The organism is Tenacibaculum sp. 1_MG-2023 (genome assembly GCF_030547425.1).
In the GTDB taxonomy this organism is placed as follows: Bacteria; Bacteroidota; Bacteroidia; order Flavobacteriales; family Flavobacteriaceae; genus Polaribacter.
Map to the genome: position 1 here is coordinate 1 of NZ_JAUORH010000001.1, position 25,953 is coordinate 25,953.

General features: G+C 32.6%; 23 protein-coding genes and 1 pseudogene. 14 read left to right on the forward strand and 10 right to left on the reverse strand.

The window, feature by feature from the left end; all coding sequences use genetic code 11:
• The 6 genes from Q4517_RS00005 to Q4517_RS00030 all read left to right on the forward strand — a co-directional run.
• A partial coding sequence (locus Q4517_RS00005; RefSeq protein ID WP_368506452.1) for a DUF6973 domain-containing protein occupies positions 1 to 706 on the forward strand: 706 nt, incomplete at its 5' end.
• A complete protein-coding gene (locus tag Q4517_RS00010; RefSeq protein ID WP_303504809.1) occupies positions 707 to 1,393 on the forward strand; it encodes an alpha/beta fold hydrolase in 687 nt (228 codons plus the stop codon).
• Positions 1,394 to 1,402: 9 nt separating this feature from the next.
• Positions 1,403 to 1,987 (forward strand): alpha-ketoglutarate-dependent dioxygenase AlkB, encoded by a 585-nt coding sequence (locus tag Q4517_RS00015; RefSeq protein ID WP_303504811.1) that lies wholly within the window; start codon positions 1,403 to 1,405, stop codon positions 1,985 to 1,987.
• A gap of 182 nt (positions 1,988 to 2,169) precedes the next feature.
• Complete coding sequence (locus Q4517_RS00020; protein ID WP_303504813.1) at positions 2,170 to 2,847, forward strand: succinate dehydrogenase cytochrome b subunit; 678 nt, start codon at positions 2,170 to 2,172, stop codon at positions 2,845 to 2,847.
• Between the two features lie 12 nt (positions 2,848 to 2,859).
• The gene (locus Q4517_RS00025; protein ID WP_303504816.1) at positions 2,860 to 4,875 is read left to right on the forward strand and encodes a fumarate reductase/succinate dehydrogenase flavoprotein subunit; all 2,016 of its coding nucleotides are present in this window, start codon (positions 2,860 to 2,862) and stop codon (positions 4,873 to 4,875) included.
• Between the two features lie 9 nt (positions 4,876 to 4,884).
• Entirely contained in the window at positions 4,885 to 5,631 is a 747-nt protein-coding gene (locus Q4517_RS00030) for a succinate dehydrogenase/fumarate reductase iron-sulfur subunit (protein ID WP_303504819.1), read from the forward strand.
• Positions 5,632 to 5,872: 241 nt separating this feature from the next.
• Here the strand turns inward: Q4517_RS00030 and Q4517_RS00035 are convergent, their stop codons facing one another.
• From Q4517_RS00035 to Q4517_RS00045, 3 genes are read right to left on the reverse strand one after another with little or no spacing between them, the layout of a single operon-like run.
• Positions 5,873 to 7,003 (reverse strand): endonuclease, encoded by a 1,131-nt coding sequence (locus Q4517_RS00035; RefSeq protein ID WP_303504821.1) that lies wholly within the window; start codon positions 7,001 to 7,003, stop codon positions 5,873 to 5,875.
• Positions 7,004 to 7,026: 23 nt separating this feature from the next.
• Entirely contained in the window at positions 7,027 to 7,635 is a 609-nt protein-coding gene (locus Q4517_RS00040) for an FAD-dependent oxidoreductase (protein ID WP_303504823.1), read from the reverse strand.
• A gap of 1 nt (position 7,636) precedes the next feature.
• The gene (locus tag Q4517_RS00045; RefSeq protein WP_115899595.1) at positions 7,637 to 8,218 is read right to left on the reverse strand and encodes a MarC family protein; all 582 of its coding nucleotides are present in this window, start codon (positions 8,216 to 8,218) and stop codon (positions 7,637 to 7,639) included.
• Positions 8,219 to 8,328: 110 nt separating this feature from the next.
• Between Q4517_RS00045 and Q4517_RS00050 the strand changes: the two genes are divergently transcribed.
• Positions 8,329 to 8,901: a DUF3109 family protein gene (locus Q4517_RS00050; protein ID WP_303504831.1), complete on the forward strand. Its 573-nt coding sequence runs from the start codon at positions 8,329 to 8,331 to the stop codon at positions 8,899 to 8,901.
• Between the two features lie 52 nt (positions 8,902 to 8,953).
• On the opposite strand, the gene Q4517_RS00055 is transcribed toward Q4517_RS00050, so the two are convergent.
• From Q4517_RS00055 to trxA, 5 genes and pseudogenes are all read right to left on the reverse strand, one after another.
• Complete coding sequence (locus tag Q4517_RS00055; protein ID WP_303505505.1) at positions 8,954 to 10,291, reverse strand: deoxyguanosinetriphosphate triphosphohydrolase; 1,338 nt, start codon at positions 10,289 to 10,291, stop codon at positions 8,954 to 8,956.
• Positions 10,292 to 10,363: 72 nt separating this feature from the next.
• On the reverse strand, positions 10,364 to 11,035 hold the full coding sequence (locus tag Q4517_RS00060; protein WP_303504833.1) for a hypothetical protein: 672 nt from the start codon (positions 11,033 to 11,035) through the stop codon (positions 10,364 to 10,366).
• A gap of 340 nt (positions 11,036 to 11,375) precedes the next feature.
• Complete coding sequence (locus tag Q4517_RS00065; RefSeq protein ID WP_303505507.1) at positions 11,376 to 13,763, reverse strand: ribonucleoside-diphosphate reductase subunit alpha; 2,388 nt, start codon at positions 13,761 to 13,763, stop codon at positions 11,376 to 11,378.
• Positions 13,764 to 13,935: 172 nt separating this feature from the next.
• Positions 13,936 to 14,907 carry a ribonucleotide-diphosphate reductase subunit beta gene (locus tag Q4517_RS00070; RefSeq protein ID WP_115899598.1) on the reverse strand — a complete coding sequence of 324 codons (972 nt, stop codon included), beginning with the start codon at positions 14,905 to 14,907 and terminating at the stop codon, positions 13,936 to 13,938.
• A gap of 305 nt (positions 14,908 to 15,212) precedes the next feature.
• Positions 15,213 to 15,575, reverse strand: a pseudogene (gene trxA / locus Q4517_RS00075) (thioredoxin); the annotation flags it as partial.
• Positions 15,576 to 15,715: 140 nt separating this feature from the next.
• Between trxA and Q4517_RS00080 the strand changes: the two are divergent.
• The 5 genes from Q4517_RS00080 (at position 15,716) to Q4517_RS00100 (ending at position 22,508) form a co-directional block, all read left to right on the forward strand.
• The gene (locus Q4517_RS00080; RefSeq protein ID WP_303504837.1) at positions 15,716 to 17,875 is read left to right on the forward strand and encodes a prolyl oligopeptidase family protein; all 2,160 of its coding nucleotides are present in this window, start codon (positions 15,716 to 15,718) and stop codon (positions 17,873 to 17,875) included.
• 113 nt (positions 17,876 to 17,988) lie between these two features.
• A complete protein-coding gene (locus Q4517_RS00085) occupies positions 17,989 to 20,091 on the forward strand; it encodes a M13 family metallopeptidase (RefSeq protein WP_303504839.1) in 2,103 nt (700 codons plus the stop codon).
• A gap of 128 nt (positions 20,092 to 20,219) precedes the next feature.
• Positions 20,220 to 20,633 carry a RimK/LysX family protein gene (locus Q4517_RS00090; protein ID WP_115899602.1) on the forward strand — a complete coding sequence of 138 codons (414 nt, stop codon included), beginning with the start codon at positions 20,220 to 20,222 and terminating at the stop codon, positions 20,631 to 20,633.
• A 3-nt stretch (positions 20,634 to 20,636) separates the two neighbouring features.
• Positions 20,637 to 21,509, forward strand: a complete 873-nt coding sequence (gene rimK, locus Q4517_RS00095; RefSeq protein ID WP_303504843.1) for a 30S ribosomal protein S6--L-glutamate ligase — start codon at positions 20,637 to 20,639, stop codon at positions 21,507 to 21,509.
• A gap of 63 nt (positions 21,510 to 21,572) precedes the next feature.
• Positions 21,573 to 22,508 carry an ABC transporter ATP-binding protein gene (locus tag Q4517_RS00100; RefSeq protein WP_303504845.1) on the forward strand — a complete coding sequence of 312 codons (936 nt, stop codon included), beginning with the start codon at positions 21,573 to 21,575 and terminating at the stop codon, positions 22,506 to 22,508.
• A gap of 188 nt (positions 22,509 to 22,696) precedes the next feature.
• On the opposite strand, the gene Q4517_RS00105 is transcribed toward Q4517_RS00100, so the two are convergent.
• Positions 22,697 to 23,149, reverse strand: coding sequence for a 3-oxoacyl-ACP synthase (locus Q4517_RS00105; protein WP_303504847.1), 453 nt, complete (start codon positions 23,147 to 23,149; stop codon positions 22,697 to 22,699).
• Positions 23,150 to 23,171: 22 nt separating this feature from the next.
• Positions 23,172 to 24,281: an FAD-binding oxidoreductase gene (locus Q4517_RS00110; protein ID WP_303505509.1), complete on the reverse strand. Its 1,110-nt coding sequence runs from the start codon at positions 24,279 to 24,281 to the stop codon at positions 23,172 to 23,174.
• Between the two features lie 77 nt (positions 24,282 to 24,358).
• Between Q4517_RS00110 and Q4517_RS00115 the strand changes: the two genes are divergently transcribed.
• Both Q4517_RS00115 and Q4517_RS00120 read left to right on the forward strand, forming a co-directional pair.
• Positions 24,359 to 24,820 (forward strand): hypothetical protein, encoded by a 462-nt coding sequence (locus tag Q4517_RS00115; RefSeq protein WP_303504849.1) that lies wholly within the window; start codon positions 24,359 to 24,361, stop codon positions 24,818 to 24,820.
• A gap of 103 nt (positions 24,821 to 24,923) precedes the next feature.
• Positions 24,924 to 25,841 (forward strand): hypothetical protein, encoded by a 918-nt coding sequence (locus Q4517_RS00120; RefSeq protein ID WP_303504852.1) that lies wholly within the window; start codon positions 24,924 to 24,926, stop codon positions 25,839 to 25,841.
• The last annotated feature ends 112 nt before the right edge of the window (positions 25,842 to 25,953 follow it).

Consider the following 25,953-nt stretch of genomic DNA (forward strand, 5'->3'; position numbering starts at 1 on the left):
ATGTTTTTACCTTCAAATTGTTCCATTTATCAGTATTTTAAAGCAAAAAAATACAGATTTTAAATTAATAAGTCAATTAATTTTTATGCTTAAAAACCTTCTTTTTTTAATTCTTTTACTCCCTTTTTACACCTCTGCCCAATCCAACTGGCAACAATTTAAAAAACTACAAGGAGCTCAAAAAACATGGGTACTACTCCATCCTTTTAAAGCAAAAAAAGCTTTTATTGTTTCACGTGAAGCATCAAGAGTAAGTGACTCTTTAAGAGCTTCTCCCCTACTAGATGGTGATCATGCAGGCGGACAAGTAGATGCTTTTCGTCATGCTTTTTGGATGGCTTTGTTACGACAACAAATTGGTGAAAATGCAGCTCGTTCACTTGGCAAAGCTCATGAAAAAGATAACTACAAAACATACAAAGAGCGAAAACTAGAAGACGGTGTTATTCCTGATCAAATTTCTTCTGAAATGGATTTATTTAACAACGAGGTTGGTTTAACACTTTCAAAAAAAGGTGGTAACCTTCCTAAAAATGGATTGATTTACAGAGTAATCAACGCCATTCATCAAGGAAAATTAAAAATTATTAAAAAAGATAAAAACGGTAATTTTCTAACTTGTAATAATGAGGTTATTTCAAAAAAAACATTAATCGGCAAGTGGAAGAATAACAAATGTTTGGTTAGTTCTAATTATAATAGATAAATGCAAAAAGTATATGTAATTTCAGGCACCATGTGTACGGTAGATTTATGGCAATATGTTTTTCCTAAACTGAAAAACACCCTTCCAATTAATATCGATATTACTCCAGCAACTTCTTTTGAAGGAATTAATCAAACCATACTGAATCACATTGAAGAACCTGCTACAATTATTGGGTTTTCTTTAGGTGGGTTTTCCGCCATGAACTTTAGTGTTCACTATCCTGAAAAAGTAAAAAAGTTGGTTGTAGTTGCTGCCAACACTGATGGATTGAGTGATTCAGAAATTCAACTAAGAAAAAGTACGATTGACTTTTTAGAAAAGCACACCTACAAAGGAATCTCTCAAGCAAGAATTCAACAATTTCTACATCCTGACAATTACAATAATTCTGAAATTGTTTCTATTATTAAAAAAATGGATGCTGATTTAGGGAAAGATGTGCTACTTCGTCAATTAAAAGCAACTTCAGCTCGGTTAGATATTTCACAAAAAGTTTTAAACTTAAACATCCCTATATTTTTTATTGCTGCGGAAAATGATGCGCTTGTCAATCCTAAAAAACTAAAAGAGTTTGCTAACAAATCCGAAAAAGGAACATACATACTAATTAAAAATTGTGGTCATATGATTCCACTTGAAAAACCCGAGGAATTGGCATCAATATTAAATATAACTGTTAACTAACCACATAAAATGTCAACTGAATTTAATAACGTTATTAGTTACAGCCCTAATTTTTTAACTGAAAAAGATGCTGCAAATCTATTTCAGCAATTAACAAGCCTCTCTGAACTCACAAATATGATGGAAATGAAACTTCCATCCGATGAGGTAATTAAATATAACTTTGGTAAGGTAATGTTTATTGACTCTGACTTGATAGAGAAAAATGTTTTTCCAAAATCAGTTTGGGGAAACATTATGAAATGGCCAGAATATATGCTACCGATAAAAAAACAAATTCAAGAGCATACTAGGTTAGAGTTTAAAACTTGTGTCTGTATTTATTATCCTGATGGAAACTCCGGTGTAAACTACCATTCAGATGGAATGGCTTTTGGAGATACGGACATTATTCCTTCAATTAGTTTAGGAGAAGAACGCATGTTTTATCTTCGAGAAAATAAAACAATGATTGAAAGCAAAATACTTCTAGAACACGGAAGTTTGTTAGTTATGGAAGATGGTTGTCAAGAATACTACGAACATAGCCTGCCTGAAAACCCAAAATATTTAAACCCGAGAGTTAATTTAACTTTTAGAAAATATGGTTTTTAAAATCCAACTACCTTAAAAAACTATAGAATTATTACGTTTTTATCCTTAAATATTTAGAAAAATAGCTTTTAACAACTACTATTTAAACCCATTCTAAATATTTAAGAAAACAATTCGTAAAGTTTGTTCAAGTACTGTGTTCCTCTTAAATTTGTGCTATTATTTAATCAACAAACAAAATAATGAGCGGATTACTAAAATCTTCTATCGGAAGAAAGTTTGCCATGGCACTTTCGGCATTCTTCCTGATGTTTTTCTTATTACAACATTTTGCAATTAACATTACTTCGATTTTTCCAGATAACGGAGCCACATTTAACAAAATGTCGCACTTTATGGGGACAAATCCGTTAATTCAATATGTAATGCAACCAGTTTTAATTATTGGTGTAGTATTTCATTTTGTAATGGGATTCATCTTAGAAATTAAAAACAAAAGTGCTCGAAAAGTTAGCTATGCTAAAAATAATGGAGCTGCAAACTCTACTTGGATGAGTAGAAACATGATTTACAGTGGAGCAGCTATTTTAGCTTTTATTGTATTACACTTTATCGATTTTTGGTTTCCAGAAATCAACACTAAATTTATTCAAGGTGATTGGAGTGGTTTGCACGATGGTGAGTTTAGGTACTTCCACGAATTACAACACAAGTTTGTAAGCCCAATTAGAGTTGGCGCTTATGTGATTGCTTTTGTGTTCTTAGCATTGCACTTATTACACGGATTTAACTCTGCTTTCCAATCAATTGGAGCAAACAACAAATACACTAAAGGATTGAAAACTTTTGGTAAGCTTTACGCAATCTTAATTCCGTTAGGATTCGTAGTTATTGCATTATTTCATCACTTCAATCATTAATACGCAACAAGTATGGCAACTTTAGATTCAAAAATTCCAAAAGGTCCATTAAAAGATAAGTGGACAACTTATAAAGATAAAATTGACTTGGTAAATCCTGCTAACAAGCGTTTAATTGACGTAATTGTAGTAGGAACTGGTTTAGCAGGTGGTTCTGCTTCTGCAACGTTAGCAGAATTAGGATACAACGTTAAAGCTTTTGCTTATCAAGATTCACCTCGTCGTGCACACTCTATTGCAGCACAAGGTGGTATTAACGCAGCAAAAAACTATCAAGGTGATGGTGATTCTTTTTACCGTTTATTTTACGATACTGTAAAAGGTGGAGATTACCGTTCTCGTGAAGCAAACGTTTACCGTTTAGCTGAGGTTTCTGCAAATATTATCGACCAATGTGTTGCTCAAGGTGTACCTTTTGCACGTGATTATGGTGGGCAATTAGATAACCGTTCGTTTGGTGGGGTATTAGTATCTCGTACATTCTATGCAAAAGGACAAACAGGTCAGCAGTTATTATTAGGAGCTTATTCAGCAATGAACCGTCAAATTGCTCGTGGTAAGATTGAAATGTTCAATCGTCACGAAATGTTAGATTTGGTAATTGTCGATGGAAAAGCTCGTGGTATTATTGCTCGTAACTTAGTTACTGGTGAAATTGAGCGTCACTCTGCACACGCAGTAGTAATTGCTTCTGGAGGTTACGGAAATGTATATTTCTTATCAACCAACGCAATGGGTTCTAATGCAACAGCAGCTTGGAAAGTTCACAAAAAAGGAGCATTCTTTGCAAACCCTTGTTACACACAAATCCACCCAACATGTATTCCTCGTTCAGGAGACTATCAGTCTAAATTAACCTTAATGTCTGAATCGTTACGTAACGATGGTCGTATTTGGGTTCCGAAGAAAATGGAAGATGTATTGGCTATTAGAGAAGGTAAATTAAAACCAACTCAGATTGCTGAAGAAGATAGAGATTACTATTTAGAAAGAAGATATCCTGCCTTTGGTAACTTAGTTCCTCGTGATGTGGCTTCTCGTGCTGCAAAAGAGCGTTGTGATGCTGGTTATGGTGTAAATGCTACTGGAGAAGCAGTCTATTTAGACTTTAAATCGGCTATTGAACGTTACGGTAGAGAGCAAGCAAAATTAAAGCATATTACTAACCCTACGGCGAAAGAAGTATACGACTTAGGGAAAGCAATTGTTGAGGCTAAATACGGAAACTTATTCCAAATGTACGAGAAGATTGTAGATGACAATCCGTATGAAACTCCAATGATGATTTACCCTGCAACTCACTATACTATGGGAGGAATTTGGGTAGATTATAACTTAATGACTACCATTGATGGTTGTTACGCCATTGGTGAAGCTAACTTCTCTGATCATGGTGCAAACCGTTTAGGAGCATCTGCTTTAATGCAAGGTTTAGCTGACGGATATTTCGTATTACCTTATACAATAGGTAATTATTTATCAAACGACATTCGTACAGGAAAAATCTCAACAGATACTAAAGAATTTGAAGAAGCAGAAAAATCGGTTAAAGACCGTATTGATTTCTTTATCAATAATAAAGGAGAACATTCTGTAGATTACTACCACAAGAAATTAGGAAAAATCATGTGGGAAAAATGTGGAATGGCACGTAATGAACAAGGTTTAAAAGAAGCTATGGCTGAAATTAAAGAATTACGTGAAGATTTCTGGAAAAATGTAACAGTTCCTGGTGATGCAAATGAAATGAATCCAGAATTAGAAAAAGCAGGAAGAGTTGCTGATTTCTTAGAACTAGGAGAATTATTTGCTAAAGATGCATTAGACAGAACTGAATCTTGTGGAGGTCACTTTAGAGAAGAATCTGTTGAATTAGACGGACCACAAAAAGGTGAAGCAAAACGTGACGATGCTAATTTTGCTTACGTTTCTGCTTGGGAATATAAAGGTGAACCAGCTGATGCTGTTTTACACAAAGAAGAATTAGAGTTTAACGATATTGAATTAAAACAACGTTCATACAAATAAGAGAGAATTATGAATTTAACACTTAAAATTTGGCGTCAGAAAAACGCAAGTGATAAAGGAAAAATGGTTGATTATAAGGTGACCGATATTTCTGAGCATATGTCTTTCTTAGAAATGATGGACGTATTAAACGAACAATTGGTAAATTCTGGAGAAGAGCCTGTAGCATTTGATCATGACTGTCGTGAAGGAATTTGCGGTATGTGTTCAATGTACATTAACGGTGAAGCTCATGGGCCAGATCGTGGAGTAACTACTTGCCAGTTACATATGCGTATGTTTAAAGATGGTGATACCATTACGATTGAACCATTTAGAGCTGCTGCTTTCCCTGTAATTAAAGATTTGGTTGTTGATAGAAGTTCTTTTGAAAGAATTCAACAATCTGGAGGTTACATTTCAGTAAACACGTCTGGAAACACTACCGATGCAAATGCTATTTTAGTTCCTAAAGAAAACGCAGACCAAGCTATGGATGCTGCAACGTGTATTGGTTGTGGTGCTTGTGTAGCTACTTGTAAAAACTCATCTGCAATGCTATTTGTAGGAGCTAAAGTATCTCAATATGCTTTATTACCACAAGGACAGGTTGAAGCGACTGAGCGTGTTAAAAACATGGTTGCTCAAATGGATTTAGAAGGTTTTGGTAACTGTACAAATACAGGAGCTTGTGAAATCGAATGTCCGAAAGGAATTTCTTTGGAAAACATTGCTCGTATGAACTCTGAGTTCTTAAAAGCAAGTTTTAAAGGATAAAATAGACCTTATATAACATAAAAAAAACGAAGCACTTGCTTCGTTTTTTTTATGCTCGATATTTACACACTCATGCCTTTTTTTAATTTAAAAAAATAAAAAGAATATACATTTGTCGCCGATGATTACAATATGATAATCTGTGGGGGACTATCTATTTACTAAATCAATCATATCTCAAATGAGATAAGAAAGCCTGAGTTTAAAAACTCAGGCTTTTAACATCTTAATTGTTTGTGTTCTATTTCCAAGTGTTTTCAGCTTCGTTACCACTCCAAATTACCGTAGCTAAGTAAGGATTATCAATAAATGGGTTTCTATTTCCTTGTTCATTAGCCACAACATTATTACGTTGTATCTCTAAATCTGATACCGGGTCTTCCGCGTTCCATTCTAACAATAAACTAACCATATTACTATCAGAGGTTGTAATTGATCCAACTGTAACATTTTTAGGTAAACATTGGCTCCCATAACGTACATACATATACATTATCATACGTGCTACATCACCTTTCCATTCATCTCCAGGGTACCAATTGCCTGAAACATCTCCTGCGTCACCAGAACTTGTAGCAAATTTTTTACTTGACCTGTCACTATTAAATCTTACGTCAGAAGGTCGTAAGTGATGTGCATCTGCCCCTGGGCCTGATGTTCCTAAATTTGGATTTCCTAAAGCCTTAGGATATACATGCTCTCTATTCCAATCTCCTGTATTTCCACCACTCATATCTTTATCACGAGTTCTATCTGTTACGTAATTCCCATCAATATCATCATAACCATAAATTAAAACCACTTTACTGTTATCATTAAGGTCTAAATCTGATTGTTTTAATACATCCCAAACATCAGGAGTATATGATAAATTAGTTGTGTGAGTACTAATTATCGTTGTAGCTAAAGCATCTTTTAAAGAAGCTCCTGTTAACGTAAAATCTACATCTTTATAATACTCTGATAGTTCAGAAGGAATCTTAAAACTACCTGAGTTTCCTTCTGATATACCTTTTACATTAATTATTACTGTAGCTGTAGAACAGCTATTAGGTATAATTGTACTACAAATGGTGTACTTAAAAGAATCTATACCCACAAAACCTTGTGCTGGAATATACGTAAATGTATTGTTGCTCTCTGTAATACTTCCATTTCTTGCTGAAGAGGTCTCAAACGTCACTTTAATTTTTCCTGAAGTATATGTGTCATTTGTTAAAAAACTAGGCAGTTCTATTTCTTTATTTTCTTCTACTTCAAAAGAGTCGTCAACTGCAACCACTTTATCTTCTGCTGGTATAACTTCACTGTCACTACCTCCACAATTAATAAACAACACTATGATTGCTATTGCTCCTATTATTTTCTTCATAATTTTTAATAAAATAATTAGCCCTATTTATGTTTATCGTGCACCTTTGTTGGTACATTCTCATTCCACACAGTTAAAATATCTGTAGCTACACTTGCGCCACTTCCTGCAGCGATAGCAAACTGACTTCTCCAACCTGCTAAAGTTCCACAAACATATAAACCTTCTCTAATTAAGTGATTAAAGTTTCGTAATTGAATTCTATCTTTCATAGCATTTGCACGTGTATGTCGTTCTACATATTGCTCTAAACCTACTATATCAAATGGTTTAGAATAATTAAGCGCTATAACTACATTTTTGCTATGGTACTCTTTTTTATTTGTAACAACTTTATAATTATCTTCTTCTTCAAAAACAGCTATTACTTTCTCGTTATCTATTTGAGAAACCTCAGGGTATAATTGTTCTAACTGGTCTCTACCTTCTTCTAAAATATCTTTTCCTAAAGTTCCCGGAGTAAGTCCAAGAACATTATTAAACAATGCATCTTGTAAATGAGAAGAACGTTGGTGCATAATGATACCTACTTTTTTGTCTCTTGCATACTCTTTGGTAAGCGCAGAACCTAAAACTAAAGCACATTGCATACCTGATACTCCTCCTCCAATAATAAGTGTGTCAAAAACCATGTTACGCTATCAACATTTTAAAATTAGCTGCAAATAATTTAACTGCAATGGCTAATAAGATTACACCAAATATTTTTCTAATAATTTTAATTCCGTTCGGTCCAATCACTTTTTCAATTTTTGTAGAAGTTTTTAACACGATATAAATTACAATTACATTTAATAAAACAGCTACAATAATATTCTCAAGGTTAAATTCAGCACGTAATGAAAGTAATGTTGTTAAACTACCTGGACCTGCTATTAATGGGAATGCTAACGGAAAAACGGTTGCACTAATTGCCTCTTCTTCATCATCTCTATACAGAGTAATTCCTAATATCATTTCTAATGCTAGAAAAAACAAAATAAAAGCACCCGCTACCGCAAATGAGTGTACATCTATACCTATTAAGTTTAATAGTCGCTGTCCTAAAAACAAAAACAGAATCATAATAAAACCTGCTATTACTGAGGCTTTTTCTGATTGTATGTGTCCTACTTTTTTACGTAAATCAATAATGATGGGAATATTTCCAACAATATCAATTACCGCAAACAATACCATAAAGGCTGTAAAAATTTCTTTGAAGTTAAAGTCCATAGTTGCTATATTTTTCGCGTGCAAAATTATATAAGTAATGTTACAATCTAGTATTTTTGCATTTAAATTTACGGGAAGTTACTATAAACTTCCAATTTTAAACACAAATTATGTTTCAATTAGGAAAAACCATCGTTTCAGAAGAGCTTATAGAAAAAGAGTTTGTCTGTAACTTATCTGCGTGCAAAGGAGCTTGTTGTATAGATGGTGATGCAGGTGCGCCCCTTGAAAAAGAGGAAACAACAATTTTAGAGGAAATTTACCCAAAAATTAAACCTTTTTTAAGAAAAGAAGGAATTGAGGCTATTGAAAAACAAGGCACTTGGGTTACCAGTGATTTTGGAGAGCTAGAAACTCCTTTAATTGATGACGCGGATTGTGCCTATGTTATTTTTGATGACAAAGGTACTGCCTTATGTGCTATTGAAGAAGCATATAATCAAGGAGTTGTAGATTGGAAAAAACCAATTTCTTGCCATTTATACCCTGTTCGCGTAAAAGATTATAGTGAGTTTGCTGCTGTAAACTATCATAAATGGGAGATTTGTGACGATGCGTGCTCTTTAGGTAAAGAGTTGAGTGTTCCTGTGTACAAATTTGTAAAACAAGCTTTAATTAGAAAGTTTGGACAGAATTGGTATGATGAACTTGAAAAGGTAGCCGAAAAGCACTTGAAAAAATAAGATAAAAAAACGACGCTAGATAGTGTCGTTTTTTATTTTATGTAGTGAATTATTAATTGATATTTCCCATTATTTTTCTATGCAAACGAATAGCATACCCATCAGATAAGCCTGCAACGTAACTAGAAATTTGCATAATTCTATCATATAAATTTTCTTTGTTCTGTTGGTATTCTTGTGGTATTAAGTTCAGTACTAATTTATCATAGTTAGATTGTTTACTGTCAAACTTATTATTTAAAGCCGTTACAAAAACATCTAGAAGGTCTGCTATGATTTTATATCCTGCAACTTCTTTTTCAACAACCTCTTTACTTCTGTAAATTTTATCAACACTTAATTTAATTATATCATTAATCTGAGCTTCATATTTACATTTATCCAATAAACCTTTATCAAATGTCCCTTTTAAAATAACTTCTTCATTATCTAAAAATATAGCTACTGCTTCGTTAATTAACACTCCTATGGCTAAAGCGCGTAGATAACTTACACGGTCTTTTGTATGTTGCAATGAATGATATTTCTTGCTATCAATGGTGTCTTTCACCAATTTAATCATATACTCTAAGGCATAATCTTCTTCAATTAAACCTAGATTGATACCATCTTCAAAATCAATGATTGTATAACAAATATCGTCAGCTGCTTCAACTAAGTATGCTAATGGATGTCGGTAGTAAGAAATTCCTCCAGATTCTTTTTTTAATAAACCTAAATCTTGTGCTACATCTAAAAAAGCTTCTTTTTCTGACTGAAAAAAGCCATATTTTTTATCTACTATGTGATTGGTAGGTTTCTTTGGTAAACTCTCTTTAGGGTACTTTAAAAAAGCTCCTAGGGTTGCATACGATAAACGTAAACCTCCTTTAATTCCTTCTCTATTTTCTGTGAGAATTTTAAATCCGTTGGCATTTCCTTCAAAATCTATTAGGTCTTGGTATTCTGAATCGGTTAATTGATTTTTATACTGAAGCCCTTTTCCTGTTTTAAAATACTCTCCAATCGCTTTTTCTCCTGAATGTCCAAATGGCGGATTCCCAATATCATGCATTACAGATGCAGCAGCTACAATCGCTCCAAAATCGTTAAAAGTATATCCTAACTCTTTTAAATGTGGATGACGTTCTAACAGCTCCTTACCTACTCTTCGTCCCAATGTACGCCCTACAACCGATACTTCTAAACTGTGGGTTAAACGTGTATGAACAAAATCAGTTTTTGATAATGGAATTACCTGTGTTTTGTCTTGTAAGCTGCGAAAAGCCGATGAAAATATAATTCTATCAAAATCTACCTCAAAACCTAAACGAGTTTCATCTTGTTTTGCACGTTCACGTTTTTGGGTATCACCAAAACGTTTTAAAGAAAGGAGTTGTTCCCAGTTCATCATTCGTAAATAAAATTTTGTCGAAAATACAAAAAAGAGAAGCCTTTTTGACTTCTCTTAATTAATTATTCATTACGCTATTTTCCAAAGTGATTTAACCTCTCTTGCAGTTTCTTTAATTTCTTCTAAAAAGAGAAACTTATTATTTGGTGAAGAAATCATTCTTCCATCAAAAACATCTAAAGAAAAACATAATTCTGGTAGAACATTGGCTTCATACTCTTTTTCTATTACCTTTAAATATTCCTCTATTAAAAAAGCAACTTTTTGAGAATCTTTTAAACTAAAAATATTTCTTTTAGAAATATGAATCTTAACTCCTCCTATATATTTCTCACCATTATACTCCATCGTAAAAATTACATCAGGAGAAATAAGAATCTCTACACCTTCTATAAAGATTGATTTTACTTTAGGTTTCTTTATTATTTGAATTTTATGATTCTTTAAAATACTTGGTATTTTTATTTTCATATACCTCTGAATTGCTTCAATTGATATAGTCTTATTCAATACCTGTCTAGGTTTAATAGGTATCTTACTTTTAAGTTTTTCTAATCCTTCAATTGTAGGTTTAAGATCTCCATTATTTACTATTGATTTCTTAATACTCGCTCTTGATGTTTGATATAATGTTATCAAAAACTTATTAGGTTCCTTTTGCTGTCTTATTATCCTTTTCTTTGTTGCTTCTGTTCCTTTTGAAAAGTCAACAAATTGATTTATTGAAATAAAAAATTCCATTTTTAATTATTTTTTAAACGATTGTTAATAACTTAATCTGTCTAAAAATCACTACACTACTATTAAATCATTGTGATTTTTATTAACAATGGAAATTTTTCTTGGGAAGAATGTACTTATTTTGGTAGTTTTGAAAAACCAAAAAAGGTAGATGAGACAATCTCAATTCTATTTTGTTTTTAAAAAATTTTTAGCCCGCCAAAGCAAAAATTTAAAACTTATACCAAGGGGATATTTCCAATATCCCTTTTTTTGTTTTTTTACTATCTCAGCACTTTGTCTTTAATTCTCTTTAAAAAGAGAAGCCTTTCGACTTCTCTTTATCACTTTTAATTTATAATTAAGATCCACACATTAAACAATCGTCTGGTCCTTCTGCATTTTTAGAAGCTTCAACCATCGCTTTGAATTCATCTGTACTCATTGGCTTGTCTTCTTCCTTCTTTTCTATATTTAACGTAAACTGCTTCGCATTTACAGCAGATTTGGTACGTAAATAATACATTCCTGTTTTTAATCCAGATTTCCATGCGTAGAAGTGCATTGAGGTTAACTTCGCATAATCAGGATCTTGCATAAATAAGTTTAACGATTGAGATTGATCGATAAAGTATCCTCTATGACGTGCCATATCAATAATATCTTTCATACTCATTTCCCAAACGGTTTTGTATAAATCTTTTAAGTCTTGTGGAATAGCTTCAATATGTTGGATAGATCCGTTTGCACGCATAATATCTTCTTTCATATTGTTATCCCATAAACCTAACTCTACTAAATCTTCTAATAAATGTTTATTTACTACAATAAACTCTCCTGATAATACTCTACGTGTGTAGATATTAGAAGTATATGGTTCAAAAGCTTCATTGTTTCCTAATATTTGAGAGGTAGATGCTGTAGGCATTGGCGCTACTAATAATGAGTTGCGAACTCCATGTTTTTTTACGTTTTTTCGTAGTTTTTCCCAATCCCAACGACCGCTCAACTCATCGTCTTTGATTCCCCACATATTGTGTTGGAATTCTCCTTGTGACATTGGCGAACCTTCATAAGTTGAATAGGCTCCTTTTGTTTTAGCAACTTCCATTGATGAGGTTACAGCTGCAAAATATAGAGTCTCGAAAATTTCTTGATTAAGCTTCTTCGCCTCTTCTGAGGTAAATGGTAAACGTAACATAATAAAAGCGTCTGCTAACCCTTGAATTCCTAATCCTACCGGACGGTGACGATAATTAGAGTTTTCTGCTTCTTTTACAGGGTAATAGTTACGATCAATTACTGTATCTAAATTTCTAATAACCTTTTTAGTTACTTTAAATAACTTTTTGTGGTCAAAAAACTTATTTCCATTCTCATCTTCAGCAACAAACATTGGTATTGCAATAGAAGCTAGGTTACATACTGCTACTTCATCATCAGCAGTATACTCCATAATCTCAGTACATAAATTCGAAGAACGGATTGTTCCTAAATTCTTTTGATTTGACTTACGGTTTGCAGCATCTTTATATAACATGTACGGAGTACCTGTTTCTATTTGTGATTCTAAGATTTTTTCCCATAAATCACGTGCTTTAATGGTTTTTCTTCCTTTACCAGCTGCTTCATAACTTGTATACAAACGCTCAAATTCTTCACCATATGTGTCATATAAATGAGGACACTCGTGTGGACACATTAACGTCCAGTCAGCATCTTCTTGTACGCGTTTCATAAATAAATCTGAAATCCACATAGCATAGAATAAATCACGTGCACGCATTTCTTCTTTACCATGGTTTTTCTTTAAATCTAAGAAATCGTAAATATCAGCATGCCAAGGTTCTAAATACATTGCGAAAGAACCTTTACGTTTTCCTCCTCCTTGATCTACATAACGTGCTGTATCGTTAAATACACGTAGCATAGGTACAATTCCGTTTGAAGTTCCATTAGTACCTGCAATATAACTTCCTGTAGCACGGATATTATGAATAGATAAACCTATACCCCCTGCAGATTGTGAAATTTTAGCTGTCTGCTTTAACGTATCATAAATCCCATCAATACTATCATCTTGCATTTGTAGTAAAAAACAAGATGACATTTGTGGTTTTGGTGTACCTGAATTGAATAACGTTGGTGTTGCATGAGTAAAGTATTTTTTACTCATTAATTCGTATGTAGCAATTGCTTCGTCTATATCTTCTTTATGAATCCCTATAGCAACACGCATTAACATTTGTTGTGGACGTTCAACAATGTTTCCGTTTAGCTTTAATAAATAAGATCTTTCTAACGTTTTAAAACCAAAATAATCGTAGTTAAAATCACGACTGTAGATAATTGTCGAGTCTAATTTATCGGCATTATCCATAATAATTTTATACACATCATCTGATAATAAAGGAGCTTTATTTCCTGTACGTGGATTGATGTATTTGTATAAATCGGTCATTGTATCCGAAAACGATTTTTTGGTGTTCTTATGTAAGTTAGATACGGCAATTCTCGCTGCTAATTTCGCATAATCGGGGTGTGCAGTTGTCATTGTAGCAGCAATTTCTGCCGCTAAATTATCTAATTCAGAAGTAGTTACCCCATCATACAGTCCTTCAATAACACGCATTGCTACTTTTACTGGATCAACAATCTTGTTTAATCCATAACACATTTTTCTAACCCTTGCTGTGATTTTATCGAACATCACAGGCTCTTTTCTGCCGTCTCTTTTTACTACATACATATTGATATTGGTTTTTTGGTTAATAGCGTCGTCAAAACATAGTTGTTTAGACAACATGTAAAATGTTAATACTAGTTTGTTTCTTTTTGAAACGATTATAATGCTAAAGCACTGGAAAAAGTGCTCTAGCTGAGTAATACTGCATGTAGGGGAAATAGCAGTTTATTGGTTCCTAAAAATCTGCATCAAAGCTGATGCTTCCTGTACCACCAGATTTTACTCCGGCTTTTTGGTACTCTGATACTCTTTTTTCAAAGAAGTTAGTTTTCCCTTCCAATGAAATCATTTCCATGAAATCAAATGGATTGGTAGACTCGTACTCTTTTTCACATCCAAATTCTAAAAGTAGTCTATCGGTAACATACTCTAAATATTGTGTCATTAACGTAGCATTCATACCTATTAAACTCACAGGTAAAGATTCGGTAATAAACTCTCTTTCAATATTTAAAGCAGAAATAATAATTTCTTTAATTCTTTCTTTTGGCACTTTATTTACTAAGTGATTGTTGTGTAAGTGTACAGCAAAATCACAGTGCATACCCTCGTCACGAGAAATTAACTCGTTTGAGAATGTTAATCCAGGTAATAATCCACGCTTCTTTAACCAAAAAATTGAACAAAACGATCCTGAAAAGAAAATTCCTTCAACTGCTGCAAAAGCAATTAAACGCTCAGCAAACGAATCAGATTCTATCCACTTTAATGCCCAATCTGCTTTCTTTTTTATGGCAGGAAAAACATCAATTGCTTTAAACAACTTGTCTTTCTCTTCTTCATCCTTAATATACGTGTCAATTAATAATGAATACGTTTCAGAATGAATATTCTCCATCATGATTTGAAAACCATAAAAGAATTTTGCTTCTGAATATTGAACTTCATTTACAAAGTTTTCCGCTAAGTTTTCGTTTACAATTCCATCAGATGCCGCAAAAAATGCTAAAACATGCTTAATAAAGTAACGTTCATCGTCTGTTAATTTAGAATTCCAATCCGTTAAGTCTGAATGTAAGTCAATTTCTTCTGCAGTCCAAAAACATGCTTGTTGCTTTTTATACCATTCCCATAAGTCGTTATGTTGAATTGGAAAAATTACAAATCTGTCTTTATTTTCTTGTAAAATTGGTTCAATCGATGCCATGCTTTTTAAGCTCTTTTTAGTGTGTTATTTTTTATTCCCTGAGATAGAAACAAAGATTGGAAAAATTGCTAAATTCTGAAAGCTATACTTATTCACAAATCCCTTGAAGTTTTTAACAAATTACTTTTCCTTCTTCAATTTACAACATTTTTATGTTTTTACAAAAACTTTAAAATCAATACTTTAAAATTTAAAAAAACGCTTGATAAGTGATACTCACTGAGTTTCTTATTTTGTGTTTTTACATAAAAAAAGTGACACAAAATGTGTCACTTTTTAAACTCTTATATTCTTCTTTTTTAAGGTTATTTTTTAACCTTTAAAACGTCTTCAATTATTTGTTCAATTTGTTTTTTTGGTAACGCTCCATGAGCCATTTGAGGGTCCTCGTTAGCAGGACAAAATAACATAGAAGGAATGCTTCTTATTCCAAAAGCAGCAGATAATTCTTGTTCAGCTTCTGTATCAATTTTATAAATATTAATTTTTCCTTCGTACTCTGCACTTAATTCTTCTAAAACAGGAGCAAGTGCTTTACATGGTCCGCACCAATCGGCATAAAAATCAATTACAGCAGGTAGTTCTCCTTCAAATTTCCATTCTTTGTTCTCTTCATAGTTAAAAACCTTTTTTAAAAAAGCTTCTTTGTTTAAATTTTCAGTCATATTATTTAAATATTGTAATTAGGTAAAGGTAGTCGTTTTTATTTCAATAGGTTTACAAGGCTGTTTTTGTTAAAATCGTCTTAAAATCAATAGCTATGATTGTTTTTATTCTAACTTTGGTCAAATTAACCAATTTTTTAATCATGAAAAAAATCCTTCTTCCAATTATTTGTGCAGGAACAATTTTAGTTTCTTGTAAAGAAGAAAAGCAACCTAAAAACAATATTAGTGTGAACTATCCAGAAACAGCTAAAAAACCTGTTGTAGATGAATATTTTGATACAAAAGTAACCGATAACTATCGTTGGTTAGAAGACGATAGAAGTGACGAAACTGAAGCTTGGGTAAAAGCAGAAAATGAAGTTACTTTTGATTACTTAGACAAAATTCCATATCGCGAGCAATTAAAAAATCGTTTATCTGAATTATGGAACTACGAAAAAGTAGGGACTCCATTTAAAGAAGGTGATTATACTTATTTTTATAAAAACAACGGGCTACAAAACCAATATGTTTTATATAGAAAAGATAAAGACGGTAAAGAAGAGGTTTTCTTAGACCCTAATACGTTTGCTGAAGACGGAACAACGTCGTTAGGTTCTGTAAGTTTTACCAAAGACGGAAAAACTGTAGCCTATGCAATTTCTGAAGGAGGAAGTGATTGGAGAAAGGTTATTATAATGGATGCTGAAACTAAAGAAATAAAAGAAGATACTTTAGTAGATGTAAAATTCTCAGGAATTGCTTGGAAAGGAAACGAAGGCTTTTACTATTCTAGTTATGATAAACCTAAAGGAAGTGAATTATCTGCAAAAACAGATCAACATAAATTATACTTCCATAAGTTAGGAACCCCGCAAAGTTCTGATGAGATTATTTTTGGAGCTACTCCAGAAGAAAAACACCGTTATGTTGGTGGGTATTTAACAGAAGATAACAACTACTTATTAGTATCTGCTTCTACCTCAACTTCTGGAAACAAGTTATTCATTAAGGATTTAACAAACTCTAATAGCAAACTAACACCTATCATTGACAATTTTGATAGCGATACTGGTGTAATTGATAGCAAAGGAAGTAAGCTATACTTAATAACTAACTTAAATGCACCTAACAAAAAAATTGTTACTGTAGATGCTTCAAATCCTACACCAGAAAACTGGGTAGATTTTATTCCTGAAACAGAAAATGTACTATCTCCATCAACAGGAGCTGGATACTTCTTTGCAAAGTATATGGTAGATGCTGTTTCAAAAGTAGTACAATATGATTTCGACGGAAAACTAATCCGTGAAGTAAAATTACCAGGAGTAGGAACTGCTGGTGGTTTCGGTGGAAAAACTGACGCTAAAGAATTATATTTCTCTTTTACCAACTACAACACCCCAGGTTCATCATACAAGTTCAATCCAGAAGATGGAACCTATGAATTATACTGGAAGCCTGCTATTTCATTCAACTCAGATGATTATGAAAGCAAGCAAGTATTTTACAGTTCAAAAGACGGAACGAAAGTTCCTATGATTATCACTTATAAAAAAGGGTTAGAACTAAACGGTAAAAATCCAACTATTTTATATGGTTACGGAGGATTCAATGTAAGTTTAACACCTAGCTTTAGTATTGCCAATGCAGTTTGGATGGAACAAGGTGGTGTATATGCTGTACCAAACTTACGTGGTGGTGGTGAATATGGTAAAAAATGGCACGATGCAGGTACACAGTTAAAAAAACAAAATGTTTTTGATGATTTTATTGCTGCTGCTGAATACCTAATTAAAGAAAATTATACTTCTTCTGATTATTTAGCAATTAGAGGAGGATCAAACGGAGGTTTATTAGTAGGAGCTACGATGACACAACGTCCTGATTTAATGAAAGTAGCTTTACCTGCAGTAGGCGTGTTAGATATGTTACGTTACCACACATTTACAGCTGGAGCAGGTTGGGCTTATGACTACGGAACTTCTGAACAAAGCAAAGAAATGTTTGAATACTTAAAAGGATATTCACCAGTACACAATGTAAAAGAAGGAACTCAATATCCTGCAACTATGGTAACTACTGGTGATCATGATGATCGTGTAGTACCAGCTCATAGTTTTAAATTTGCTGCTGAATTACAAGAGAAACAACAAGGAAACAACCCTGTTTTAATTAGAATTGAAACCAATGCGGGTCACGGAGCAGGAACTCCTGTAGCAAAAACTATTGAACAATACTCTGATATTTTTGGCTTTACATTATTTAACATGGGGTTTGAATCGTTACCAAATGCACCAAAATCTAAAATAAAAAGTTAAAAACTGTAACATTTTTATAAAAACTAAATCTTATTAGAAGTAAATTTACTACCTCGAGGCAAAATCCTCGAGGTAGTTTGTTAAAATTAAGATTCATTCAAAAAACATTAAAAATGAAAACCATTCACAAAATGCTGTTTACTACTGCCGTTGCTTCTTTAGGAGTTATTGCATGTAAAACAGATAAAAAGCCTGAAGAAAAAGTACAGGCAATTGTTTTAGAAAACATGGATACTTCGGTTAAACCTACCGATGATTTCTTTAGATATGTTAACGGTTCTTGGATTGATAACACTGAAATTCCTGCTGATGAAACTTCTTGGGGAGGATTTAATCAATTAAGAAAAACCACTACCAAAGATGTATTAGCTATCTTAAACAAGGCTATTGAAGAAGGTAACTTCCCAAAAATAAAAGATGCTGAAGGAAACGAAATAGATTCTGATCAAGAAAAAGCGGTAAACTACTACGAAACCATTATGGATACCGTAGCTAGAAATAAAGCTGGTAAAGCACCAGTACAACCTTTTCTTGAAAAAATTGAAGAAATTAAAAACTTAAACGACGTACAAACATTCATTACCAACATGGCTCCTTATGGAGGTGCTGGTTTTTATGGTTTTGGTGTTTTTAACGACCTTAAGAACAGTAGTATGAATGCTGGTTACATGGGAGCTGGCGGACTTGGTTTATCAAGAGATTACTACGTAGATGAAAAGGTAAAAGACAAACTTGAAAAATATGAAGTATTTGTAGCTAAAATGTTACAAGAGTTTGGTGATGATGAGGCTACAGCCAAAAAGAATGCAGCAACTATTGTTGCTTTTGAAAAGAGTTTAGCTGAACCTAGAATGACAAAAGAAGAACGTAGAGATACTCGTAAAATTTACAACCCAATGACCCTTGCTGAATTAACTGAGTTAGCTCCAGTAATCGATTGGGAAGCTCATTTGAAAGGAATTGGTGTTGATCTTGAAGGATTAGATGATTCTAAAGGTCTTGAAAAGATTATTGTTACAGATCCAGGGTATTTCAAAGCAATGAATGAAGTACTTAAAAATAGTCCTATTGAAACTGTTAAATTATCATTACGTTGGAATGCTATCAACAATTCATTAGGTTTATTATCTACCGATTTAGAAACTGCAAACTGGGAATTTTACAGTAAAGAAATGCGTGGAGCTAAACAACAACGCCCAAGAAACGAGCGTGCTTTAGCAAACTTAAACGGAGCTATTGGTGAAGCTTTAGGTAAATTATATGTAGATGAAAAGTTTCCACCAGAAGCGAAGCAAAAAGCTAAGGAGATGATTGATAACGTAATGTTAGGTTTTGAAAAACGTATTGCGCAATTACCATGGATGAGTGAAGAAACAAAAGAAAAAGCATTAGATAAATTACACAAATTAACTGTTAAGATTGCATACCCTGATAAATGGAAAGACTACTCTGCTTTACTTGTTAAAGGTTTAGATGAAGGTGGTACCTATTTTGACAATGCTGTAAACGTTCGTAAGTGGAACTTTGAAAAAGATATGGCTAAGTTAGGTAAAGAAGTTGATAGAACTGAATGGGGAATGTCTCCTCAAACAGTAAACGCTTACTTTAACCCTGTAAACAATGAAATCGTATTCCCAGCAGCAATTTTACAACCTCCTTTTTATAACTATAAGGCTGATGAAGCTGTGAACTATGGAGGAATTGGAGCTGTTATTGGTCATGAAATCTCTCACAGTTTTGATGATTCTGGTGCTCGTTTTGATGGTGATGGAAACCTTAAAAACTGGTGGACAGAAGAGGATTCTGAAAAGTTTAAAAAAGCAGGTGCTAAATTAATAAAACAATACAGTGATATTATTGCTATTGATAGCATGCATTTAAATGGAGAATATACTTTAGGAGAAAATATTGGTGATTTAGGAGGTGTACAAGCTGCCTATGAAGGGTTACAGGTTTTCTTAGGAAAAAATGGTCGTCCAGAAAAAATTGATGGTTATACACCAGAACAACGTTTCTTCCTTTCTTGGGGAACTATTTGGAGAACAAAAATGCGTGATGAAGCGCTTAAAAACTTGATTATGACAAATACACATGCTCCAGGGCAATACAGAGCTTATATGCCTCTTAAAAACGTAGATGCTTTTTATGAAGCATTTGATGTTAAAGAGGGAGATAAAATGTATTTAAAACCAGAAGATCGTGTAAGAATTTGGTAAATTCAATTAAAAAATAAGTACCTTTAAACCAGTGTATAAGCACTGGTTTTTTTATTTTAAAAAATTAATAATAGAGTATTGTATATTTCAAAAAATAGTAAGTAATTCGCTCACCTTAATTTTAAAAAATGAGACTAATTGGAAGGGTTGAAAAAATATCCTTTTTAAACTGGGAAATAGAAGATTTGCCCGTAAAGATTGATACTGGAGCTTATACTTCTGCGATACACTGCAAACATATTGAAGAAAAAGACGGTGTATTAGAGTTTATACTATTATGCCCTAAGACAGAAAGGTATAATAATAAATTACTCCAAACTACAAAGTATAAAGTTAAAAGCATAAGAAGCTCAAACGGAAAAAAACAAAAGAGATATGTTGTTTCCACATCCGCTATTTTTTACGGCAAAAAATATAAAATAAAGCTATCGTTATCAGATAGAGGTAAAATGAATTATCCAGTATTAATTGGTAGAAAATTTTTAAATAAAAAATTTATTGTAGATGTTTCACAAAAAAACATCACTTCAAAAGAAATATAAAAAATGAAAATTGTTGTTCTTTCTAGAAACCCTAAATTATATTCAACAAAACGCTTAGTAGAAGCAGGCGAAAAAAGAGGTCATGAAATGGTCGTATTAGATCATACTAAATGTGATCTTATTATTGAAAAAAAGAAGCCTGCTATAGTATACAATCATGAACTTATAACCGATGTTGATGCTATTATACCTCGTATTGGTGCTTCAGTTACTTTTTATGGTACCGCAGTTGTTCGTCAATTCGAAATGATGAAAGTATTTTCTGCAGTAGAATCACAGGCTTTAGTACGATCTAGAGATAAACTAAGTAGTTTACAAGTGCTTTCAAGAGCAAATTTAGGACTACCAAAAACCGTTTTTACCAATTACTCAAAAGATACCTCTGAAATCATCAAAAAAGTAGGAGGAGCTCCTTTAATAGTTAAACTTTTAGAAGGAACACAAGGTTTAGGTGTTGTGTTAGCAGAAACCAAAAAAGCTGCAGAATCTGTTATAGAAGCTTTTAATGGCTTACAAGCTCGTGTAATTGTTCAAGAGTATATCAAAGAAGCTAAAGGAGCAGATATTCGTGTTTTTGTAGTAGATGGAGTTGTTGTTGGAGCCATGAAGCGTCAAGGTAAAGAAGGAGAGTTTAGATCAAACCTACATCGAGGAGGAACTTCAGAAATTATAGAATTAACTGATGAAGAAGAAAATGCAGCTTTAAAAGCTGTTAAAGCAATGAAGTTAGGTATTGCTGGTGTAGATATGTTACAGTCAGATAGAGGTCCGTTAATTTTAGAGGTTAATTCTTCCCCTGGTTTAGAAGGCATAGAAAAAGCTACAGGAAAAGATGTAGCAAAAAGCATTATACGTTACGTAGAAAGAAGCGCTTAAAAACAAAACCGATACTCTCTGTATCGGTTTTTTGTTTATAACTAAACAATTACTTTTGTAGCTATGCTACAAGTAAACAATATTTCATTCACTTATCCGTCAAAAGAAAAAACTTTAGAAAACATCCAATTTACACTTCAAAAAGGAGAGCATCTCTGTGTAATGGGTGAAAGCGGTTGTGGGAAATCTACCCTTTTAAAAATTGTATATGGATTACTCGATGTTGATCATGGAAGTTTACACTGGAACGACACACAAATATTAGGCCCTGAACATTACCTTGTTCCTGGTATGGAGTTTTTTAAATATGTCGCACAAGATTTTGATTTGATGCCTTTTACATCAGTAAGTGAAAATATTAAGAAGTTTTTATCTCGATTTTATCCAAAAGAAGCTGAAGAAAGAACAAAAGAACTTCTTGAAGTTATTGAAATGACTGAATTGGCAAACGAAAAAGTTAAAAACTTAAGTGGCGGACAACAACAACGAGTAGCCATAGCAAGGGCTCTCGCAAAAAAACCTGAATTACTATTGTTAGATGAACCTTTCAGTCAAATAGACAACTTTAAAAAGAACTCATTAAGGCGACGATTGTTTTCTTATTTAAAAAAGAAAAATATTGCTTGTATTGTTGCAACGCACGACGGAAATGATGCGCTTTCTTTTGCTGATACTATGATGGTAATTCGCAACCATAAAGTCATTGCATACAATAGTCCAGCAAACCTGTATAAAAACCCAAAAGAAAAGTATGTAGCTTCTTTATTTGATGATGTAAACGAACTCACCATAAATAAACAAACATTATTACTATATCCTAACTTACTTGAGATTACCAAAAAACCATCAAAATTAGAAGGAACTGTATTGAAATCTTATTTTAAAGGGAACTATTGGCTAATAGAAGTTGCGTACAACAACCAATCAATTTTTATAAATCACTTTGAAAGTATTGAGTATAAAAAAACGGTCTCTTTTAAAATAAAAGAGACTGTTTAAACCAATAATAACTATCTCAATAATTATTACTCAACTATCTTAAAATAAATTATTTTTCTAAAAAAATACACCCTTACCGTCTAAATACCAAAAGATAAAAGTGTATTATAGCTTCTTTTTCTGTTCTGGTTATAACAACCTTTCCTGCATTTAGAACAAGTAGTTTTTATTTTACCCTACCTTATGCTTTAAAAAACTTCTTTAATGGTATTTTTTGCTCCATTAAACTCAAAAGATTCTCCTTCTTTTTTTCCTAAGATTAACTTTCCTATGGGTGAAGATGGAGATACAGCAAAGTATGTTTTATTTTCAACAACTAACAAACCTACGCTTACACTAATAAAATAGTTTATGGCTGAGGTAGTAATAACCACGCTACCTAAATGAGCATTTTTTGAAGTTGTTTCTGTATTAATTTTTGCAAGTGTTTCTTTCATTTGAGCAACTCCGCTAAGTTGCTGACTCGCTTTTTCCATTTCTAACTGTAGCATTGCTCTACCTGTTTCATGTTTATCTCCTGCAGAACTCTTTGTTTCTGATTGCAACGCTTTTTGATGAAAGGTAATCGTTTCTTCTACTGTTTGTAAACGTTTATTCACATACAACTCACATTGTTTGTATAATTCTTCTTTAATATTCATTTTTTTACCTCTCTAAACAACATTAATCCATAAGTTCAGCTAGCTCCTTCCCTACCAAACTTCCTATGGCAACCCCCATTCCACCTAAACGAACTCCGCAAAACACATTATTTGAAAGCTGCTTTACAATGGTTTTTTTCTGATTTCCAACTCCCATAATTCCGCTCCAACGATGTTCAATTTCAACTTTAGTATTTGGTAAGATTGTAGTTTTTAAAATTTCCTCTAATTTATTTTGAATAAGTACTGTCTGTCCAAAATCAGTAGTTTCTTCACCTTTGAAATTAAGATTCCTCCCTCCTCCAAACAAAATTCTATTATCAATATTTCTAAAATAATAATATCCTTTATCTAAGTGAAAAGTTCCTTTAATATGGAGGTTTTTAATTGGTTTCGTAATTAACACTTGTGCTCTTGCTGGTTGTACTTTTTCGTTTAATAGCTGATTTGAAAACCCGTTGGTAGCAATAAATAGCTTTTTGGTATTAAATGTTATTTGATTTGTTTTTACTGCAACTTGCTCATTGTTTTCAATAAAGTTTTCAACATGAATAGTATTGATGATTTTGATTCCTGAGGACAACACTTTTTTTAACAGTTTCGCTGCCATTTTACCAGTATCAATCTGTCCTTCAAAATTATTGGTAATATAATTTTGATGAATATTTTTAAAATGAAACTTATTGTCATCGACTGTAAAAACATCTGAAGAAAATAACGGTTGTAAAAGTTTGTTTATAACCTCTTTTTTATCCAAACACGATTCATATAGTTCAGTTGTTAAAAAAAGTTCATATCCTTTATTTTGTTGAAAATCGATGTTTTTATCACCTAGGTTAGTTCTTAAAAGCTGTAAGCCTTCCCAACGTTTTTTCACCAAATTAAAAACTTCTCCTTCAGTATGTGTTTCTAAATCATCAATTAATTCTGATAAACTCCCAAAACAAGCAAATCCTGCATTTTTAGTACTTGCTCCTTGCGGTAATATTCCTTTTTCAAGAATAAGAATTTTGGCTTTCGGGTAATTTTTACTCAGTTGTAATGCACAGTTTAACCCAACAATACCGCTACCTACTACTGTAAAATCGACATCTTTAAACCATTCTTTTAATTCCCAATAACTGAAATTCAACTTCATATAAATCTGATTATATTTGTGACTTGGCACGCTCCTTGAATGTCTAAATGTAAACATTAAAAAACAACTCTATGAAATTAATTGGAATCTTAATTTTAGCTTTAAGTTTTACGAAATGTGCAAGTGTAAAAATGGAAAACAATCATCCTTTCAAAATAGAATCAGCAAGTTATTCTCATGTAACTGGTGGTGTAAAAGGTAGCTACAGCTCTACTAACTTAATTATTTATTTTGCTCCTGAAGAGTCTGTTGATTTTCAAAAAGTATATTTTCAAAATAGAATTACCAAAGCTGTTGTTGAGCAACATAATGATAAACAATACATCGCTGCTCGTTATAAAACCTCATTTAATAACAGAAAAGATCTTATTTTACATGCTGACCCTAAAAAAGAGTTTGGAAACACCCCAACAGAAGAATTTCCTTTCGAATTAAAAGAAAATGAAGCAATGGTTTCATATGTTGTAGGAAAGAAAATACACTACGTTAAAATAGAAAACATTATAAAAAAAGATAGGGTCTTTATGCAATAAAAACCTCAGCATAGAATAGCTTTAAACACCTCTTTTTTGAGGTGTTTTTTATTTTTGGCACGTAATTTGAAAACTTATTAGCATAACCATAAAACGAATGCTTATGAAACGTATAAAATTACTTTTAGTACTACTTATTAGTGGTGTAACACTTACGTCGTGTGTTGTAAGAAATGAAATTGTAGATGATGGTTTTGCTTTAAGCGAATATATTTCAAGTTATGATTTATGGTATGTAGATTATCACAGAACTACTGGTAGTGGCGAAGTTCCTTTTTTATCAAGAGCTTTTACCATTTCCTTTTTAAACGGAACCATGTATGCAAATAACAATATTGTTGATGTTGGTAAAACAGGAAATGGTTTTGGTATAGCTGTAGGTAACTATGGCACCTACGGAACCGCTTTAGAAACGCGTCACGATATAGATGGATATTTTGAATTTGATGTAGTACAACTTTCTAGTAATGAAATTAGAATTGATGATTTGTCTCAAAATGTGAGTTATTATCTAGTAGGTTACCAAGTAGATACATTTGATTATGACATGTTATTTTATGACAATATTGAATATTTTTTACAAGAGTTTAAAGCTTGGAAAAGAACTGATGAAGCTGGGGGTAGACCAAACCCTTTTGATAACGAGCATTACCTTAGGTTTACACCAAAAAATAATGTAACTTTCAATTCGTCAAATGACCCTTTTGGCACAAATGTTGATTATATTAATTGGGACTTTGAAGGAAACTATATTGTTAGAAATGTTACAGGTGAAAACAGCCTAAAATATTTAACACTTAATTATGATAACGGAGATACTGAAGAGTTTGATTTAACCGTTATAAATGACGAAACAATACGATTAAAACACGTAAGTTCAAGAACAACATATATTTTTTCTGGTATAGAATTTATACAATATCTTAAAGGAGAAAAAACAAGTACTACAAAACCAGCTGTAAGGAATAGCGGTAGAAAACGTACTAAAATAGAAAGAGAAACAGTTCCGAAAAGGAAATAAAAATAAAGTTTGGTTAGTTGATTTTTGGTTGGTGTAGTAGCCAACTGAAAAGAACCGCCCCTCACGGGGCGGTTTTTCATTTTATAATAGTAGCTTAACATAAAAAACTTTA